Here is an 18,513-nt window from a genome sequence, read left to right as displayed (position 1 = left end):
TATGTTGAAAAAACTCACGAAACACAGGTTTGCTTTTGCCCGGCTTATAATAACACGGGCGGGTACTTGTTATTAAATATCAAACTGAGGGTTGCCTTTTGCGCCTGAAAAAAAGCCATAGTGCAAAGCGTCAAATCCATAGGAGTTTCAATAGTTAAAAAACACGTAACGGGGTGCAAATATCGCTTTACACGGCGCCCGGGCAGTATTGGGGAGCCTGCCAGCGGGTAGATAATAGATTAGTACGGCCTAAGGCCTGGTAGTCAGCGGGTTTGGTTCTTAAAGGTTGAATACCGGTGGCCCAAAAGGCCTTTTTCTTTTTTAAGTCTTATACTGCTTCGTTTGTTTCAACCCACAAAAGTAATTATTAAAGCGCAAAAATATTAACGATAAATAAAGTATTTCTATCAACAATAGGCTTCTAATAGTGTATAGAGATGCATTAAAGGCCGATTATCAATCTTTTATGGCTGGTGATAAGGCTGGCTGGCACATTAAAAAAAAACAGATTCCCCCAGTGTGGCTGGCACTTGTGGCTGGTCATTAACGGTGGGCTGTTTTGTTGTGTTGTAAAGTGGCAGACTGTTAAAAATGCCTATTCAAAGTTAAAGTGTGGTATTTGAAAAAGCAAGTCATATTTCTACTATTTTTAGAATTTATTGTAAGCATTTTAGAATATCCGATTAAAATTGAGCCAGTTTGAGTGGTTTTTTTGATTATACGGTGCTATTGCAGTAAAAATTGCAGATTTAGCTATATCAATACAAGGCAGCATGGGCATAACGCCTTGCGCGGCAGAGACAAAAGCTGTGTGAAAGCCCCGGCCACAGGCCGTACCAAAAAGCGAGCCGGGACCTTCACCCGGCTCTGGTTTTACGCTACAAAATTACAGCAAACGGGCGGGGAACGGAACGGGGTTCTGCATCCTACCCATGCAGAATGCCGCCGTCCCAGAACCAGTTGCCCTGTGCTGTCTGATACCATACCGGGTTATTATTGATGGCTTCGCCCTTTTCTGTTCTGGCTGTGTAAGCCAGCACTGTACGTGCGGCTACGGTTTCTACCACCGCGGCTCTTCTGTTGGGCTGGGTGCGTATGTTTAGCCGCACTGAAGTGGTAAGCTGCCCGGTTTCAGTAGGGGTGGTGTCGGCCTCTGGCTGGGTTTCTCCGGTGCATTCGCGGTATTCTTCCACTACGTCTTTCAGCAGTTGCTCGTAGGTGCGCCTGCTGTGAGCAAGGCCCGTGAGGGGGTCTGTCTTACGGCCGGGGTCCAGAAAAAAATGCCCTACAATATCTTTGGCCGGGTCTAGCTGAAACTCATAACATAACTTTGCCAGCACCCACACAAACTTGTTGTAGGCTTTGTCGGCATCTATTTTGTCGCCGTAGCAATATTCTACGCCAATGGCGGCATCGTTGGCGTTTACGCCAAACAGTTCGTTGTCTTTGGGGCGGTCATATAGCACATGCCAGGCTTTTTCGGGTGGGGCTGTCAGAGCGGGAATACATTCCAGTATCTGGCGGTCGTCAACAAAAATATGGGCCGAGGCCGTCTTTTTGGGCGGTACCGTTTGGGCGGTGTTAGTATAATAGCTGATGTTGCCAGCCGCGGTTGAGTCCGGGTTGCCGGTGTCATGCGCCACCAGGAACCTGACCTTGGCTATGGCCAGCCCCGACCGCCTGCGCGACGGCCTGGGCAGGTAGCTGGTGCCAATGCTGAATTTTTCTGTAAATGCCATTTTGTTATTGGTTTAGCCTACGGGTTGTTCTTCCAGATTGGGTTGCGTACCGGCCGCACCGGCGCTTGCGGTGCCTTTGTTTTCAGTAACTTTCAACGCTACATAAGTGGCCGAACTCACACCCAGCAGAATCAGGTTATTGGGCTCAATGTCAGGTATTATCAGGTTGATGTTGTTTTGTGGGGGCGTGGTGAGGTTGTTGACCACCTTCAGAATAAACCAGATACCAAAGGCCAGGTTAAAAACCACTGTCTGGAAGCGGTGGATGCTAACGCCTGTCTGGTCTGACAGGATATCTACCACAAAGTTGGTTCCGTTAGTATCCTGATGCCGCTGGATGTTCGGGTCGCTTTCATCGGCTGCGTCTATAACCCGTGCCGATGCAATGGTGGCCGCACTGATGCCCAGCAGAATAACCGTCGACTCCCAGAGTTCGGGGGCATTGTTGTGGGTAATCATAATAGATGTGAAGGCCGACATGATGATGACCGTCCACCAGGCCAGTTGCACCCGCGACCAGCTGTACGGCTGCTTCTCGGCCGTGCTCTGGTCTTTCAGCATACAATATTTGTGATTGCAATAGGCTACGCAGAACGTAAGCACCGCGAAAACGAGCCAATACCAAAGAACAGGTTTCATATTTATGAATGTTTAGTTTTTTGCCCAGATGGGTGATGTATAGATGCGGTCGCCGTCTTGCTGCACAATTTCAACATAGTAATAAAAGGCATTACCCGGCGCCAGTGTTACGGTTTTGCTCAGGGTGTCGGTGGTGCTTCTGGCAAGCACGGTGGGCATTTGCCCTGTACCCGGCTTGCCATACAGCACCTTTATGCTTTTAATGGCATCGGTTGTGTCGGGGTCTGTTACGGTTACCGTCAGTTGCAGTGTCCGCTTGTTTTTACTGTAGCTACCCAGCGGCATGCCATTCAGGGTGAAATCAACCTTTACGTTCCAGTCTTCAGTAGCATAAAACCGATTGGCCTTGTAGGCGGCTATGATGCTGTCGCGGTGCAGGGTTTGAGCCAGCACGGCTGTTCTTGTGGCCGACATCCGCCCGAAGGTGGTATTGTGGTTGTCGTGGTCTATGGTGGGGCCTACAATATAGCCTTTTGACAGCAGCGTTTTATAGTAGCTGTAAAACCGGGGCGAGGGCTTGTCTGAATAATCTGTTTTTTTTGAAAACGCCGGGCCGCTGCTGATGGCCACGCCACAAATGGCCTGGTCGGCCGTCAGGTTATAGCCTTGCGCAGCCAGGTCTGAAAAATGAGTGGGCTCCGGGTGTGCCAGCGTGGCAAAAATATGGGGGTTGGCGGCCAGGATTCGGAACAGTGAGGCGTAGTCTGACTTGGCCGAGTAAACATCATAATTGTCGCGCTCCCAGCCAATGAGCTTGTCTGAGCCATAAATAACAATATGCCCGCCTTTGCTGATAACGCCGTACTCCATACCATAGAGGCACACAAAGCGGCCGTTTTCGTTCAGTGCGTCGGCATCGGCCAGGCCTTTGGCATAGCTGGCAAGCTGCATACCCGCCTGGCTGTGGTTATGCTCTGAGATACCGAGGAAATCGAGATGGGCAGATTCCCGCGCAAAGCGGAACGCATCTGCCGGGGTTTTCACGCCGGTTTCGGCGCCGTCTTTACAGCCGTCAGAATAAGACGTATGCGCATGAATATTGCCATAATATACGTTGTAGCGTTGCGCCAAAAGTGGTTGCCAGCCCAGCACAAGGCCGCACAGATACAAAAGTGTCAGTCGGGTAAGCATGGTTTTGCAGGTTAGTTTAAGGCAATGGGTAAAGAGCGAGAGCAACACAGCGCACAGCTACAACCAGTGGTTTACTCTGGCTTAAGGCTGCACAAAATGATAAAGAATCTGGCGGTAAAGCAAGATGAATTTATTTAATGGCAACTGATTTTTAAACGCCCCGGCACGTCGTAAAAACGGTTATGTTTTTTTGCTGATTACAGATAAAAACAGCAGGTTATAGCTGATGCGGTTTGGGCTGCAACTGCGTAATTTTACGTATCTGTGCTACCGTTCAAGTGCCTGAGAATTATATGTATATACATGATTTGCTACCTTTTGATAAGTTATTGTTTTTTTTGCGCCTCGCTACTTTCTGAATCTTTAATTTTGCATCAATTAACCCGGTGAAACACACCAACCAATTCTAGTGACTTTTTAAATTTACACTACCTTATGAGACGTAGTCTTTTTTTATTTCTGCTGCTGGGACCCCCGGTATTAGGGGGATATTTAATGGGTTTTTTGAATATTGGATTCTCTAAACCTGTTATCCTTGGATTCTTAATCTACATAACCGTAGTTATTTTATTGCGGATTTTGTACAAGAAAAGTTCGTATGTTCAGAAGCTTTTTATGTCTAAAGAAAAGCTTGAAAGATTGAAAGCCGGCATTGATGACCAGTACTACGATTACCGCTAGGTAATTGCCGCCTGCAGTTCATTTTTTGCCGTGTCACAAAAAGCCGCCTGTATGTGCGGCTTTTTGCGTTTATCAGCAGGCGCTTTAAGGGTTGTCTGGTTGTGCTTCGTCTGTTTGGTCTGTTTTCTCTTCTTCTTCTTCTTTTGTGTCGGTGTCCGGCTCAGCTTCTTCGGCATCTTTGGCAGCGGCAGCATCACAAACGGGTATATATTGTGTTAGGCTGGTCTGGCTGTTGCCCACTACCAGGGTGGCTGTAAACTGGTGTATCAGGCCATCTTTGGGGGCATCAAAATCTACATCTAATGGGGTTGCCGTAACAGAGGGTACAGGTTTTACCTGTTTTGCGCTATTGCCTCTTACCAGCGTAATGGTGCCGGGCTGGCCAGTATTGGCGGTGTCGGCCACGGTTACAATTACCTTGCATTGAGCCGTTGAAAAGTTTATGTCTATGGTAAGTGCCATTGTTTTAGAATTTTGAATTGGCCTGCGCCGTTTGGAATGCTTTGAGGATGTCGCCGAAATAGTTGATATTGATAGATAAGCCCAGGGTGTTGTATTTATCTTTACTGTTTAAAGCTACCCCATAGGTAAACTTAAACAGCTGGTTAAACCTGAGCGTGCCACCTGCATAAATAATGGGCGTTAGTTTTACGTCTTTGTTACCCATTATACCCACGCCCACAGTAGGTTGAATCAGATAGGCCACTGCCCTGTGGAAACGCTGGAAACTTTTGGCAGGTGCGGCTGTAACGTAATCTTTCAGCGATACATCGGGTGGTATTCGGGCAAACAAATAGGGGCTTATGGTAAAGAACATACCAAAGTTTCTTTTAACGGAGTCTGGCCTTGAGTTGCCGAGAAACGTCATGGCTGGGGTAATGTCAAAAGAGGCGTAGTACATTACCTCACTTACAATGACTGATACATCCAGCGTTTGAGCGGCCGTAATCTCTTTGGCTACCAGGTTTTTAAGCCCCTCGCTGAAAATCTTATCAGTTTCGGTATCCATCACTTTTTTAAGCGAATCAGCCTTGGGGGCAAACCCAGGGTTGGCTAGTCTTAATGAGGTATTGAGCAAATTGAGGTAATCAGAGGTTGCCGACAGTGGTGTAAATATTTCAACAAAGCTATCTTTCAGTTTTTTGTCTCCCACGTAATAAATATTCAGGTCGTTCGGTAGCGTTTCCTGAAATGCCTTCAGCATAGCGGCTTTAAACTCGTCGGGCGTTAAGCCGGTGTTGTTGCTTTTGTAAATGGCGCTCAGCGACCCGGCGGCTTTAGGAAGGCCTCCGGCTATCTGATTTCTGATAAGCTGTTTCTGTGCATCATCCTGTGTTTTTTCAACGTATATCTCCAGCCCTACGGTTTCGCGGGGTAGAAACGGGCCAATCAATGCCCTGTAGCCGGTGGTGGTAGGGGCGGCTTTTACCTCAGTGGCCTGTGCCTGAGATGAGGCATACACCAGCATCGAAATTTTTTCGGGGTTTTGCAGGGGCTTTTTCAGTTCGCCCTCAAGTAGTATTTTCTGATTGGGCAGCATCTGGCTGTTTTCTTCTCTGCCGTTTTTATCAACGGTTTGTCCGTCCTGATTCAGCCGGATACGGTTCTTTTGGGCATACAACAGACTACCGGAAAGTAGAAAAATAAGGAGAAGAATTTTTTTCATGAGTACAGCTTTTAAGAGGGTAAGTACAAAGAAAATATTAATTAAAATTAAAGATTTAAACCACGAAGTAACACAAAGTTGAAAATATGGAGTTTCACAGAGGATTTTTCTCTAAACTTCGTGAAACGCTGTGCTAAACTCAGAGCCACTCCGTGGTAAAATATTGATAGTTAATTTTTTATAAGTACATAATGTAAATGTACCTCTAATATATAGCTGCTGCGTATAGGCTTTATAGTTATTTTATTTACAGGCAATTAATTCTATTTATCGGTTGCTTTGCCTACCTGCCTTGTGCTGTTTTTGGGTAAAAAATTATTAAGCGGTAGTAAATGCGTAAAAATACGGTACCGTAAAATAAGTAAGTGTTCCTGTCAATAAAACTAATTGAAATTGCATTTACATTGCACATGGTTTTTTTTAACAACCTAAATCGATAGTCAAGAAAATGAAAAAATTACTGCTATTTACCTGCCTGTTATTGGCCGTTATGGCCATGAGCTGCACCAACAAAGGTGAGGATGGAAAAGACTCTACCATTGCCGGGCCAGATACCAAGAAGTATATCCGGAAAAACGCGTATTCGGCTGATGCCGCCAAAGACCTTGAAGCCCTTGATAAAGCCTTGGCCATTATGAGAAAAGCCGACTGCTCAGACCCCACCAGCTGGTATTACCAGGGTGCCATGCACTGGGTACCCGATACCATTACGGGCCAGAACAAGTTGTGTAGCAGTTATCAGAATGTATTGCAGCTCAAAGCAGGCTGGGACAACTGTACGCACCTGGACCAGGGTGAACTGATACATTTTCTGGTTTGGCACCGCATGTACATTTACTATTTTGAAAAAATTGTGCGTAAATTGTCTGGCTATCAGGATTTCGCCCTGCCTTACTGGGGCTATACCGATACCACCAACATTACCCAAAACCGCACCATGCCGCCTATCTGGCGTAATACCAGCAACAGCCTGTATACGGTTGAGCGGCTGGACAGCCTCAATAACGGCGACCCGATATCGGGTAAAACCGTGCGCCGCCTTGACCTGACCAAGCTGAACCAATACCGCACCTATGCGCTTTACAACGAAAATATGAACAGGGCACCGCACGGAGCCATGCACAATTACATAGGCTTTGGTAACGACACCACCGGTAAATCGCAGTATTCGGTTATTTATCAGAATACCGCTTACGGTATGATGGCTGACGTTTCAACAGCCGCTTTTGACCCGATTTTCTGGGCGCATCACTCTAATATTGACCGCCTGTGGCAGCAATGGACCAACTCGCCCAACGGGCAGGATGTAATGCTTGAAGAACTGAAAAAAGTAGCCTGGCCTTATGTTTTCTTTAATGAAAACGGCGAAAAAATTACTTATACCATTGAAGAGGTGGTGAAGATTATCTATAACCTGGATTACGACTATGATGATGCCATTGTGAAACCTAAAAATGCACCTAAAGAGAATTTGAAAATGCTGGCGGCCTCTGTAAGCAAGGAAGATACGCTGGGTAATACCAGAAAGCCCGTAAAGCTGGTTAACCCAATGACCAAACTGGTGATTGAACGTGACCCAAAGCAAAGTCTGAACTGGATGCAAAAGAACGTAAAACCCAAGGATGTGCTGGTGATGTCGGTGAAGGTATCGTTTACCAAAGCGCCTAAGTCTGACTATGAGATTTACCTGAATCTGCCGCCTAAAGAGACGCCTACCCCGGGTAATAAGTATTATGTGGGTTCTATGACGTTCTTCGGGGCAGACCACAAGCACTCTAAAAGCGCGGCGCATGGCCATAAGGCAGGTAACAAGATATACAAAACCTTTAATTATGAAATCACCAATGAATCTGCTCATACAAAAGCGCTTGATAAGAAGACTTTTGATTTGTCGATTCTTAAATTTAACGGCTCAAAGGCTGAAGATATTCAGGTTGAGAGCGTTTCGGTGGTGAAACAATAAGAGGGCAAGCCTAAGTTTACAGACACAGCCACGGCATAAAAGGGCTGTGTCTGTAATATACCCGGCAATTTATGGCCGGTTTATGCGGTATCTGCCATGTATTTGCATTGGGCAGAAATTTAAATTTGTGTTTCTATCTCGTCAGACTGCTGTTAATTTAAAAAATGCTGCTGCTGTGGCGCAATACACTTTCAACAACCGCCTATTACCCGTTTGAAATCAGGTAGCTGATTTATTTCCTGATACTGCCATTGTTTCTGTAGTTCGCCCTGTAAGCCAAAAACGGGGTCAGTTTCAGGAAGCGGCACGCGGCTGATGTTCTCAACCGCCTGTGCGCGTTCGTCGTCATTGCCAATGAGCAGGTCCCAATCCATACCCTTAGGGTAGCCGCCTACCACTGTATAATTCAGGTGCTCAGACACCGCCGAATGGCCGGTGCCGGCCGGTAGAATAACCACGTCGCCGGCTTCCAGAGCCAGCGACAGTCCATTGCGGCCACCTATGCGCAGGATCAGGGAGCCATCGCCTATGCCGAGTACCTCATGCGTAATGCTGTGGAAATGATCATAGCCATAAACGGTGTCGCGCCAGTTGTTGGTCCAGCCGTTGGTTTTAAAGGTGTCTTCCAGCGATTCGGTTTTGTTGGCGGCCTGCGTTACCTGGCGATACACAATAACGGGCAGCTCGCTGTTAGGCATGGTGCCGTCGTCAAGGAAATAGTATTTTTCAAACAGATAGTTCATTTTGCTGTATTTTGTTTCAGGGCAATCAATAAAATAATCGTGCCAGTTGCTGCTAAAATGAAAAAATATCAGGTGCACAGGCAACAAAAAAACTCTGCCTGTGGCTCTTATTAACAAAGAGCAACAAACAGAGTTCTGATGGCCGGCTTTGAAAACCAGTTTCAGGCCAGACTAAAGTTTATATCAACCCTGACCTTGGTCATGGCATTTTTGGAAACCTGCAGTCAGGATGCTTTGCAAGGTTGACATTTGAGAGTTATAATTAACGGTGATGTTCGCTAAGTCTGCATCTCTTGCGGCTGCTGCGTTGGCAATGCTGGCTGTAACTAAAGTAGCACAGGCGTTCAATTCTGCTGTTTGCAGATTAGAAAGTGCATTCAGGTTAGTTACATAAGCTGAATAATAAAGTAATACCAACAAATTGTAATTACCTTCACCCAAAATTGCTTTGGCTGAAAGCAATGCTGCAAGACCCGCGTTAAGTTCTGTAGCGGCACCAGTTTTTAAGGTGGCATATTTGCCAGGTATTGCCGAAGAACAAGAAGCTCCTGAGGCGTTGGCAGCTGTAACAGCAGCAGTGTAAGTATTAGTTACAGAGGCAACCTGTGTAGCTCTGGCTGCATCAATTTCAGCTTTTTTAGTGTTATAAGCTGCCTGTGCTGCATCAGTACAAGGGCTGGTGATAGCTGCTACCGAGTAGTTAGGGAAAGTGATAAGCGGCTGGTTTTTGTCGAATGTTGACTCTTTAACCGCACCAGTAACGACTTTTCCATCTACCGTAGGAAGCGTAACTTTTGGCAAGTACGCTGCAAAAGCAGGGTTTGAGGCAATTGCATTTACTTTAATGCTCAAATCTGCAGGCAAAGCGCCCGTGGTTTGAAGATTGCTTATTACCGCTGGCGTAAAAGCAGCTACTAATTCGGCAGCCTCAGTGGTAGAAACAATTTTCTGCATGTTTGTTGTTGCTGAAACAATTGCTGGTGCTGAAGGACCCGCTGCAGCTGCTGTAGCAACGCTAGAAACTGCCGTTGATGTTTGAATTGAAGCGGCAGTTGTGGTAGCGGCTTTAGGCGTAGTTGGCGTAACGTCCGGCAACTTTACGCCCTTGAAGTCTTCCTCAAACTTCGGAATCTCCGGTTCTGATGGTGTTGGCTTACAGTTATACAAGCCGACAGCTAGTGTCAGAATCAGGCTCAGGCTTAAGAATTTGAAATGGTTTCTTGGTTTCATTTTTTTTTACTTTGGATGCGTAATAATTTAACTATATCTGAATTGGTTTTTTGCAAATTTAAATTTTCTAGTTTGTTTGGATTTGAGTGGGGAGGACGGCATACGCACAAGTTTTTCAATCAGAGGGTTTTTACCCTCCCGCCTTTACCCGTTATATTTCTTAATAGAGCAACCCGGCCTTTAATTTTTTCGGTATGCAATACATTCTAAAACGCCCGGTGAAAGCTGAAAACCCGTTCAAGCAAAAGACATACCAATGATAAAACGAGGTTCAGAAAGAATGCAGTAAATATTAGAATCCTGACATTATGAAATCTTCTATCTGATTTCAGGCACTAAAATATTGTAAAAAAAACTAATTATCAAGCGGTAACAGATTTATTTATGTAAAAAAACACAAAAAATAACACAACTAACCATAATGCCTGGTTGTTGATTGCTAACGTTATATTTTTCCTTATTTCAGTCCAATAATTTATTAAGCGGTACCTTTACAGATGGGTGGTGGCGTCTGTTTTGTCGATACTTTTTGCCGGTTTGTCTTTCAGGATTTTGCCTGAAGACCACCTGATGCAGGCTTAAAAAATTATCAGGCGGATACATTTGGTGAGATTAAAATTTTTTGCCCGAAACGAAAAAAAAATTATATGTTTCAACAGGTATCAATGGCATGAAATCTGCATCTAAAGTAAATAACTAATTAATAACTGCTTGCCGGATTTAAACTGCTCCGGCCTTTTGACTTTTTAAAACGTAAAAATCTATGCGACGCCGTCACTACTTCTTTTTATTGCTTGCTCCTCTTGTGGCAGGGGTTTACATGGTAGGCTATTTTAACATCCCTGTTTCGAAACGCCTGTTTATCGGGCTGGCGGCTTACATGGTGTTTGTAACTATTTTAAGGATTCTTTTCAGACGAAGTTCCCCTGTCAGGAAGTTCTTCGGCTCAAAAGAAGATACGAGCTTATTTAAATAAGCAGTTCTGAAGCCCGGCGCCCTTATGGCCGGTGTATATGCGATTTACGAGACTGAGACTCGCTGTGGCCTTTTTACAAACGCCCACAGAAGGTTTTGCTGGCGTAGCTTTGCCCAAAAATGCTCCTGTTTACAGGTTAAGCGCATGGTGGTACGGGTATTAGCCAATGCAGAACAGACCCTGATGGACCTTGCAGGTGGGTTTATTGCCTAAGGCCACGCGTATGTATGGCCTGGGTTAGATTCTGAGGTATTATAGGGGCTATTGCAGGTTAGTGCCGTCTGACGGGTGCAGGCGTCTGAAAACCAGGCTGGCCAGTATGCTGATAAGGCCCATCACTACAAACGTGTAGCGGAAAGCGTTATGCCCGTTGTTGTGGGTAAGGGTGGTGTTAAACTGAAAATATTTCACTACCACCAACCCGGTTGAAATACCAAAACCAATGGCCAGCTGCTGATTGACCGCCAATAGCGAGTTGCCACTGCTGGTGTGATGCTGGCGGAGGTCGGCAAGGGCTATGCTGTTCATAGAAGTAAACTGGATGGAGTTGAAGAACCCCAAAGAAAAAATAATGGGTACAAACCAGTAAAGGTTGGTATGTATGCCCGGTATAGCCAGGGCGCATATCAGCAGGCCTATAATGGTGGTGTTTACTACCAGCGTGTTGCGGTAGCCGAACCGGGACAGGATATTGATAACGCGCGACTTGGCAAAAATGGCCATAAGCGCCATTGGCGCCAGCATCCAGCCTGACACAATGGCCGACTGCCCGTAGATGGTCTGTATCATGAGCGGAAGCAACAGCGGTACCGCGCTGATGCCCAGCCGCGTGGCAAAATTACCCAGTATACCTACTCTGAATGTGCGTACCATAAACAGGTTGAGCGGAAAGAGCGGATTGGCCGACCGCCGGGCATAGGCAAAGTACAGCACAAACAGCAGTATGCCTATAATAAAGATAGTAAGCACCAGGGTAAGATTCTGGATGTCGCCCAGGAGTTCTATCGACAGCGAGAGCAGGAGCGAAGCCAGCGAGAAATAGAGGAAGCCGCGTAAATCGAACTTTGGCGATTCGGAGCGGTAGTCGGGCATGTAATTGAGGGCCAGCACTATGCCCAGCACACCAATGGGTATATTAATGAGGAATATCCAGTGCCATGAAAGGTACACCGACACATACCCACCCACCAGCGGGCCCATTACGGGGCCTATGAGCGCAGGCACAATGGCAAAGTTCATGGCCTGCACCATTTCTTTGCTGTTAAAAGTCTTGATAAGCGCCAGCTTGCCCACAGGCGTAAGCAAACTTCCACCCGCCCCCTGAATAATACGCGCAATAATAAGGTGCGTAAGCGTTTGCGACAAGGCACAAAGCAATGACCCCACACTGAAAACCACCAGCGCCAGCAGAAATATTTTTCTGGTACCGAACCTGTCGGCCAGAAAACCGCTCACGGGCATCAGCACGGCCAGCGTGAGTACATAGCTGACAATGGCATAGTGCATATTAATGGCTGACTGATGCAGGTCTTGTGCAATGGCCGGCAGGGCAGTGTTGAGAACGGTGGAGTCTAGCATTTGCATAAAAATAGCAATGGCCAGGGTAATGGGTAATCTTTCTTTAATAAGGCTCTGGTTTGCCATAATGCAGTGGTTTGGATGGCGGTATCAAAAATATAAGTATTAGCGAAGGCTCACAAATATTATTAAAGCCAAAAGAGTATGCCATGGCGTAGGGGGGTATTGTTTGTCTTCGGCAGGGGTTTAATTTTTCTCAAACAAATAAACCTTACCGTTGGCAGGGTTGTTGAATGGCTTCCTGCCAAAACCCGTGCAATTAGATTTTGGGTAGCAGCATAATCAGGAAATGTATCCGGTTTTCAGCCTATGCCGCTGGTGATTTAAGCTGCCGTTCAGAGAACGGCTGACACGGCAACTGACTGGATAATCAGCCGGGCAGGAGGTGGGGTTCAGAATTCTGGACCATAAGGCAAGGTAAATTAAATCTGAAACAGATGCTTATTGATAAACCCACCCATTAAAAATACACAGGCATCAGCTTTAGATGTGCGGCTAATGTTTATTTTTGTGCCATGCACAAGCAACTGATTGACATAATTATGGCACAGGTGGGGCTTACAGACACCGACAGGCAATTGTGCCTGCAATACTTTGAGCCCGTGCCGTATGCCAGAAATACCGTTCTGGAAGAGCAGGGCAAAATACCGGGGCATCTGTATTTTGTGGTGTCGGGCTTTGTGCGCTTGTATCATTATAATGATAAGGGCGACGAAGTAACCACGCACATCAACTGTCCGCCCGGATTTATTACTTCTTATGCCCATTTTATTAATCAGACCATTGCCAGCGATACCCTGGAATGTATAACAGCCTGCGAGCTGCTGCGCATAACCAAAAAAGGGCTGGACCACCTCATTGACCAGAGCCGTGCTTTCCGGGATTTCAGCATTCAGGTGTTTCAGCAGTCGCTGGCTTATAACGAAAACCGCGCCAGAGACCTGGCCACCCTCAGCGCCGAGCAGCGGTATCTGAAGCTGATGGCCGGGCAGCCAGAGGTTATCCGCCATGTGCCGGTGCAGTACATTGCCTCTTTTCTGGGTATGAACCCCAAAAGCCTCAGCCGTATCCGGAAGCAAATCATTAGGTAACATTTGTGAAGTGGTTTTACCTGAGCCGGGCATAATTTTGCCCCATCATTTAAAATCAATATTCATGAAAAATAAAAATCTGGTGCTGGTGTCTGGCGCTAACGGGCATCTGGGCAATAATCTGGTAAGGTTACTATTAAAAGAAGGTTATGCGGTGCGGGCTACGGTGCGCAACCTAAACAACCGCGAGAGCTTTAAGGGGCTGGCCTGCGAGGTAGTGCAGGCCGATATTACCGACAAGGCATCGTTCATAGCCGCCTTGCAGGGGGTAGATACCTTCTATGCCGTAGGTGCCGCCTTTAAACTATGGGCCAAAGACCCTAAAAAGGAAATTTATGAAGTAAACATGGCGGGTACCCGCAGCACCATTGAGGCCGCCGCCGTGGCCGGGGTAAAAAAGATAGTATATGTGAGCTCGATAGCCGCGCTGGATTACCGCCGGCTGCCTACCCGGGAGAGCAACGGCTATAACCCGGACCGGCGCGATATGTACTATAACTCAAAGAATGATGGTGAAAAACTGGCTTTTGAGCTGGCCGAAAACCTGGGTGTGCCGCTGGTGGCCGTTATGCCCGGCGCCATGATTGGCAGCGAGGCTTTTCTGCCCCTGAATGTGTCTTACGGCATACTGAGGCTGATACTGAACCGGCAGATACCGGTAGACACGGGCATTACCCTGAACTGGGTAGATGTAAAAGATGTGGCCGAAGGCTGCCTGCTGGCTGCGCTACACGGCAAACCCGGCGAACGATACATACTGGCCAACGAAAAAAGCATGACCATTACCGATACCACCCGGCTGGCGCAAAGGCTGTATCCGGAACTGAAAATCAAGATTCCGGGGACGGTTCCGAAAATAGGGTTGTTTGCCATTGCCGGACTGATGGAGCTGTCGGCCAGACTGAGTGGCAAACCGCCTGTACTGACGCGGAAAGACATTGCGATGTTTTCTGGGCTGCAACAGGATTTTGATATATCGAAGTCGAGAAACGAACTGGGCTTTAATCCCAAAAGTCCTGAGCAGGCCGTAACCGAAGCGCTGGCGTATCTGATGTCACACCGCAATTTGCTGTAAGCAACCTGTATCTTTACTGTTGGGCGTTGCTGCTGAGCCGGAGGCGCCCTCAGGCGGGTTTCTGAAACAAATAAACCTTGCCGTTGGCAGGGTTGTTGAATTGCTTCCTGCCAAAACCCGTGCAATTAGATTTTGGGTAGCAGCATAATCAGGAAATGTATCCGGTTTTCAGCCTATGCCGCTGGTGATTTACGCAGCCTTTCAGAGAACGGCTGCCACGGCAACTGACTGGATAATCTGGCGAAAAAAGGTGTTTGGATAAGTTGCAAATCACTCATTGATACTTAATTTAAAAACTTGTCAATGTCTTTCAAATTTATATCCTTTGCTATCACTTTGCCGTTTTCATCTATTATAATGTTGGCTGGTATGCCATAAATGCCATATTTGTTAGCAATTGTAAGGCCCTTGGTATCTTTTTTATCGATAAGCTGAGGCCAATGTAATTTGTCTTTTTTTACCGCCTCTTTCCAGTTAGTTATATCCTCGTCAGTCGAAATACTGATAAACTCAATATTTTTAGATTTTAGTCTCTCATATATTTTCACTAACTCGGGGTGCTCTTTACGGCAAGGACCGCACCAACTGGCCCAGAAGTTTAAAAGAACCTTTTTACCTGCCAACTGAGAAAGGCTTAATTCTTTTCCTTGCATATCTTTCAATACAAAAGCCGGAGCCTGGTCATTAATCTGTAAGATTCCTATTTTATTCAACTTTTCAATCAATCGTTGTCCGGTCGGTGTTATCCTGATATCTTCACGCAGAGCTGAAAAAAGTTGAATCGATTTTGGTATTCCAATAGCGCCATACTGATATTCTAAATAATACAAACTCAGAAAACTATCGTTGTTTTCTTCTATAAAGCTAATAATATTTTTTACAGATTGGTTGTACAGTGAGTCAATGGCATTATTCACTAAAGTTATTTGAACCGAATCTTGTGGTTGTATTAAATTGTTTTTTTTAATGCTAAACTCAACCAATTTCATCCGGATTGGATTTGCGCTATGGGTATTAAAGTTCTGGTATAATTGATTTAGCGGTGAGTTCGTAAAACTGATTTTCCAAAGAGAATCTTTTTGTGTAGTTATGTTTATTGTACCTTTCTCTAAAAAAAAATCTACCCAGCTATCGCTGCCATTCACCGTCAGCCTCACCAATTTAGGTTCAGAAATAGACCCCGTCAGGCTGAACTGATTGCTTTTACATAGTGCGGAGTCTGATTTTGTATTTTTATTGACTTCCTCTATATAAACCCATCTATTATGGCAGTTATCTATTTTGCCGTTAAGCTGAAAACTCTGGGAAAGTGAGACAACAGGAAACAGAATGATTAAACTAACAAGGCAGAATGTTTTCATGGGTTTTATTGTGTATGGTTTGTTAAGCTACCGTTGTCCTAAATGTAATTGCCTTTAACTTTGAAGCGGCGCTACCTATGCTACCAGTTGTCAGCTTTGTTATTTGAGTATGGTTATAAATTGTTCACCATTTGCATGGTTATACACCAGTTTATTGTTTAAAAACATCATATCTATACAGCCAGCCCCTTTGTTTTCTTGAAATGCAACGTAAATACGTCCGTGTCGGTGTCATTCCGGTGGATTTTTATTGTGTTTTAATCACCCAAAGCCTCATGCGTATGCGAGTGCAATGTTACCGAATACATACTGCCCGGGCTGGCTTTGGTTCAACAGATTTACGTTTGTGTTTTTTTGTAGCACCGCTATTTCAGTTTCAGTATCCTGATTCTCGCAACAATTCATATTGATGTTTTCGTGTGACGACAGGAGGAGCAACAAGATACAAAATACGAATATCGGTTTCATAGACGGCAATACAGTAATGCAAAGGCATAATTAACTGAAAATTTCAGGTTAGATAACAAAAACTTATTTATCGGTTGTGTTGATTGCAATTTATTAGGTATTATTATTGCAGATAGGCTTGGGGTATGCTGTTTGGTTTTAGTAGATGGTATTAAAAGTGTGTTCAGAGAATGCTCAACACTCCGACTGATTGGATAATCAGCCGAGCAGGAGCAGCTTTTTTGCAGGTGTATCTTGAGTTTGTGATGAAGCTGCAAAAATGTGCTTAGGTTTTGGGTGAAGGCAATTAAACGAAAGAACGGACAGGCTGTTGATTGATGGCCTGTCCGTTTTATATAATCTATGGGGCTGTTTAAAAAAGATTTTATCCTGAATTAAACCTGGCGAAAACCGCACAGAAAGATTGGGGTTTTTGTTAAATACTATTTGGTATAGAACCTTTATCAGGCAGTATAATAGAAACGTAAACTCAGAAACCTGTGTGTGTCAATCAACCCTGGCCCTGATCGTGGCAGGTCTGGAAACTTTTGGTTAGCGTAGCTTGTAAATTTGCCAGGGCTGTTTTATAATTGTTTTCTACGGTTACAAAGTTAGTGTCTCTTGCAATTTCGGCAGCCCTTAATTTTTCTGTTTTTTCGGTATCACAGGCAGAGCTTGACACAACCGATAGCCTATTAAAAGAATTTATCTGAGTAGTAAAGTTTACTATAAATAGTGTTTTAACCAATTGTGCTTCCGGGTTCGCCAGGGTATTCGCAGGGCTTTTTATGCGCGATGTTGGAGTTGTTATTTTGTTTATTAAAACCAATCGGGTATTAAACACATTTAAGGACGTGGCAATGGAACTAACAATCGTAGTCTGGAATGTTGAAAAACACTCGGTATTGTTTATTGAAGCTACGTTCTGATTGTAACTGTTGGTTACATTGGCACGCTGTTGAATTCTGGCGTTGTCTATCACAGCTTTGGCACGGTTAAAAGCTGCCTGAGCAGAGTCTGTACATGGGCTGTTGATGGCCGCAATGGCGTAATCGGGAACGGTGAACAGCGGCTGATTATTTTTAAATGGTAGCTCTTTCACTATTCCGGTTACCGGTTTTCCGTTTACTGTGGGTAAGGTTAATGAAGGCAAATAGGCTGCAAATGCCGGATTAGCCGCAATTGCATCTATGGAAGCCTTTAAACTGGCAGGTATTGGCTCGCCTTTGGCCAGTTTATTGATAACGTCGTCAGTAAAGGCGGCGTTAATTTCAGCAGCTTTATCGGCCGAAACAATTTTCTCCATGTCGGTTGCAGCTGCGGTAATAGCCGGAGTAACGGTGCCGGCAGTGAGTTCGGCAGATAATGAAGTTACTGCCTTTGGTTCTTCTACCTTACCAGGCACTAACACCACCTCAGCAGGCTTCACAATGGTTATTTCAGGCAATTTAACGTTTTTGTACTCCTCGTCAAATTTCGGTATTTCAGGTTCTGATTTTTGAGGTGTGCAGTTGTATAACCCTGTTGCCAGTAACAAAGATAGACTCAGGCTTACAAATTGTAGAGAGTTTTTAGTTTTCATTTTTTATTAGTTTAAATTAGTTAAGAAAAATATATAAAGACGATAATACTCAATACAACAGAGGCCATTCTTAAAGTATTTTAGAATGGTAGGGGTACTTATATTAATTGCCCTTAGGGGTTTTTCATCACAAGTATTATTTTAAACATGGCTTTTTTTTGAATACTACCAAAACAGTAGCGCTCATGATTTGCTGCAGGCGGTTGTGTTGTTCGGACAAAGCATAATTTGCACTAGGGCACAAGGGCAGTAGAAGCAGCCAATTAATTGAATCCTGACAAGTAGATACCTGTCTGTGATTTCGGACACAAATTTATATTTTATAACTTTTATTATCAAGTGGTAGCAAATATTACTTATTGAATGGTTTGCGCCAGGCAAAGAATAATTAAAAAGGTGTATAGTTATGAACCTCCCGATTTCACCCCATTGGCTTTGCCGGCTTGAAAACGCGTACATAGAACACCAAACGAGGCTGTCTAAAAAGGTGTCTAGTCCTAAATAAGCGATACACTTATTTAGATTTAAAAAACTAATTTACGGAATCCAATTGGGAGTTTTCAATTGGATTCTTTTTTTATAAGTTCGGATTTTTACTTGGCATTGTTGAT

General features: G+C 45.0%; 15 protein-coding genes. 5 read left to right on the top strand and 10 right to left on the bottom strand.

The features are described from left to right. Positions 1–926: 926 nt before the first annotated feature. Genes NZ848_RS03855 through NZ848_RS03845 form a run of 3 tightly spaced genes read right to left on the bottom strand, consistent with a single transcriptional unit; the run spans position 927 to position 3,509 of the window. Positions 927–1,739, bottom strand: coding sequence for a peptidoglycan recognition protein family protein (locus NZ848_RS03855; protein WP_259014428.1), 813 nt, complete (start codon positions 1,737–1,739; stop codon positions 927–929). A 12-nt stretch (positions 1,740–1,751) separates the two neighbouring features. After that, the gene (locus tag NZ848_RS03850; protein WP_259014427.1) at positions 1,752–2,378 is read right to left on the bottom strand and encodes a hypothetical protein; all 627 of its coding nucleotides are present in this window, start codon (positions 2,376–2,378) and stop codon (positions 1,752–1,754) included. A 12-nt stretch (positions 2,379–2,390) separates the two neighbouring features. Next, positions 2,391–3,509 (bottom strand): hypothetical protein, encoded by a 1,119-nt coding sequence (locus tag NZ848_RS03845; RefSeq protein WP_259014426.1) that lies wholly within the window; start codon positions 3,507–3,509, stop codon positions 2,391–2,393. Positions 3,510–3,944: 435 nt separating this feature from the next. Here NZ848_RS03845 and NZ848_RS03840 point away from each other — a divergent pair, with 435 nt between their 5' ends. Further along, positions 3,945–4,190 (top strand): hypothetical protein, encoded by a 246-nt coding sequence (locus tag NZ848_RS03840; RefSeq protein ID WP_253523872.1) that lies wholly within the window; start codon positions 3,945–3,947, stop codon positions 4,188–4,190. 84 nt (positions 4,191–4,274) lie between these two features. Here the strand turns inward: NZ848_RS03840 and NZ848_RS03835 are convergent, their stop codons facing one another. Together NZ848_RS03835 and NZ848_RS03830 are read right to left on the bottom strand one after the other, a co-directional pair. Then, a complete protein-coding gene (locus NZ848_RS03835; protein ID WP_259014425.1) occupies positions 4,275–4,652 on the bottom strand; it encodes a hypothetical protein in 378 nt (125 codons plus the stop codon). 4 nt (positions 4,653–4,656) lie between these two features. Next, the gene (locus NZ848_RS03830) at positions 4,657–5,856 is read right to left on the bottom strand and encodes a hypothetical protein (protein ID WP_259014424.1); all 1,200 of its coding nucleotides are present in this window, start codon (positions 5,854–5,856) and stop codon (positions 4,657–4,659) included. A gap of 448 nt (positions 5,857–6,304) precedes the next feature. Here NZ848_RS03830 and NZ848_RS03825 point away from each other — a divergent pair, with 448 nt between their 5' ends. Then, positions 6,305–7,819, top strand: a complete 1,515-nt coding sequence (locus tag NZ848_RS03825) for a tyrosinase family protein (protein WP_259014423.1) — start codon at positions 6,305–6,307, stop codon at positions 7,817–7,819. 191 nt (positions 7,820–8,010) lie between these two features. On the opposite strand, the gene NZ848_RS03820 is transcribed toward NZ848_RS03825, so the two are convergent. Next, positions 8,011–8,562: a cupin gene (locus NZ848_RS03820; protein WP_259014422.1), complete on the bottom strand. Its 552-nt coding sequence runs from the start codon at positions 8,560–8,562 to the stop codon at positions 8,011–8,013. 183 nt (positions 8,563–8,745) lie between these two features. Next, positions 8,746–9,792 (bottom strand): hypothetical protein, encoded by a 1,047-nt coding sequence (locus tag NZ848_RS03815; protein ID WP_259014421.1) that lies wholly within the window; start codon positions 9,790–9,792, stop codon positions 8,746–8,748. 763 nt (positions 9,793–10,555) lie between these two features. On the opposite strand from NZ848_RS03815, the gene NZ848_RS03810 reads away from it, so the two are divergent. Beyond that, positions 10,556–10,768: a hypothetical protein gene (locus NZ848_RS03810; RefSeq protein WP_253523839.1), complete on the top strand. Its 213-nt coding sequence runs from the start codon at positions 10,556–10,558 to the stop codon at positions 10,766–10,768. Positions 10,769–11,029: 261 nt separating this feature from the next. Here the strand turns inward: NZ848_RS03810 and NZ848_RS03805 are convergent, their stop codons facing one another. Beyond that, positions 11,030–12,412: a DHA2 family efflux MFS transporter permease subunit gene (locus NZ848_RS03805; protein WP_259014420.1), complete on the bottom strand. Its 1,383-nt coding sequence runs from the start codon at positions 12,410–12,412 to the stop codon at positions 11,030–11,032. A gap of 449 nt (positions 12,413–12,861) precedes the next feature. Between NZ848_RS03805 and NZ848_RS03800 the strand changes: the two genes are divergently transcribed. Together NZ848_RS03800 and NZ848_RS03795 are read left to right on the top strand one after the other, a co-directional pair. Continuing rightward, positions 12,862–13,437, top strand: coding sequence for a Crp/Fnr family transcriptional regulator (locus tag NZ848_RS03800; RefSeq protein WP_259014419.1), 576 nt, complete (start codon positions 12,862–12,864; stop codon positions 13,435–13,437). A 64-nt stretch (positions 13,438–13,501) separates the two neighbouring features. Further along, positions 13,502–14,512, top strand: coding sequence for an NAD-dependent epimerase/dehydratase family protein (locus NZ848_RS03795; RefSeq protein ID WP_259014418.1), 1,011 nt, complete (start codon positions 13,502–13,504; stop codon positions 14,510–14,512). 284 nt (positions 14,513–14,796) lie between these two features. Here the strand turns inward: NZ848_RS03795 and NZ848_RS03790 are convergent, their stop codons facing one another. Continuing rightward, entirely contained in the window at positions 14,797–15,873 is a 1,077-nt protein-coding gene (locus NZ848_RS03790; RefSeq protein WP_259014417.1) for a TlpA disulfide reductase family protein, read from the bottom strand. A gap of 958 nt (positions 15,874–16,831) precedes the next feature. Beyond that, positions 16,832–17,902, bottom strand: coding sequence for a hypothetical protein (locus tag NZ848_RS03785; RefSeq protein ID WP_259014416.1), 1,071 nt, complete (start codon positions 17,900–17,902; stop codon positions 16,832–16,834). Positions 17,903–18,513 lie beyond the last annotated feature (611 nt).

The organism is Emticicia fluvialis, assembly GCF_024793945.1.
GTDB classification, from domain to species: Bacteria; Bacteroidota; Bacteroidia; order Cytophagales; family Spirosomataceae; genus Emticicia; species Emticicia fluvialis.
The sequence above is the reverse complement of the archived record's forward strand: the minus strand, read 5'-3'. Positions and strand labels throughout refer to the sequence as shown.

Bases quoted from the DNA above. Each gene is read 5' to 3' on its own strand.
- NZ848_RS03855 (WP_259014428.1), bottom strand. From the start codon at position 1,739: ATGGCATTTACAGAAAAATTCAGCATTGGCACCAGCTACCTGCCCAGG.
- NZ848_RS03850 (WP_259014427.1), bottom strand. From the start codon at position 2,378: ATGAAACCTGTTCTTTGGTATTGGCTCGTTTTCGCGGTGCTTACGTTC.
- NZ848_RS03845 (WP_259014426.1), bottom strand. From the start codon at position 3,509: ATGCTTACCCGACTGACACTTTTGTATCTGTGCGGCCTTGTGCTGGGC.
- NZ848_RS03840 (WP_253523872.1), top strand. From the start codon at position 3,945: ATGAGACGTAGTCTTTTTTTATTTCTGCTGCTGGGACCCCCGGTATTA.
- NZ848_RS03835 (WP_259014425.1), bottom strand. From the start codon at position 4,652: ATGGCACTTACCATAGACATAAACTTTTCAACGGCTCAATGCAAGGTA.
- NZ848_RS03830 (WP_259014424.1), bottom strand. From the start codon at position 5,856: ATGAAAAAAATTCTTCTCCTTATTTTTCTACTTTCCGGTAGTCTGTTG.
- NZ848_RS03825 (WP_259014423.1), top strand. From the start codon at position 6,305: ATGAAAAAATTACTGCTATTTACCTGCCTGTTATTGGCCGTTATGGCC.
- NZ848_RS03820 (WP_259014422.1), bottom strand. From the start codon at position 8,562: ATGAACTATCTGTTTGAAAAATACTATTTCCTTGACGACGGCACCATG.
- NZ848_RS03815 (WP_259014421.1), bottom strand. From the start codon at position 9,792: ATGAAACCAAGAAACCATTTCAAATTCTTAAGCCTGAGCCTGATTCTG.
- NZ848_RS03810 (WP_253523839.1), top strand. From the start codon at position 10,556: ATGCGACGCCGTCACTACTTCTTTTTATTGCTTGCTCCTCTTGTGGCA.
- NZ848_RS03805 (WP_259014420.1), bottom strand. From the start codon at position 12,412: ATGGCAAACCAGAGCCTTATTAAAGAAAGATTACCCATTACCCTGGCC.
- NZ848_RS03800 (WP_259014419.1), top strand. From the start codon at position 12,862: ATGCACAAGCAACTGATTGACATAATTATGGCACAGGTGGGGCTTACA.
- NZ848_RS03795 (WP_259014418.1), top strand. From the start codon at position 13,502: ATGAAAAATAAAAATCTGGTGCTGGTGTCTGGCGCTAACGGGCATCTG.
- NZ848_RS03790 (WP_259014417.1), bottom strand. From the start codon at position 15,873: ATGAAAACATTCTGCCTTGTTAGTTTAATCATTCTGTTTCCTGTTGTC.
- NZ848_RS03785 (WP_259014416.1), bottom strand. From the start codon at position 17,902: ATGAAAACTAAAAACTCTCTACAATTTGTAAGCCTGAGTCTATCTTTG.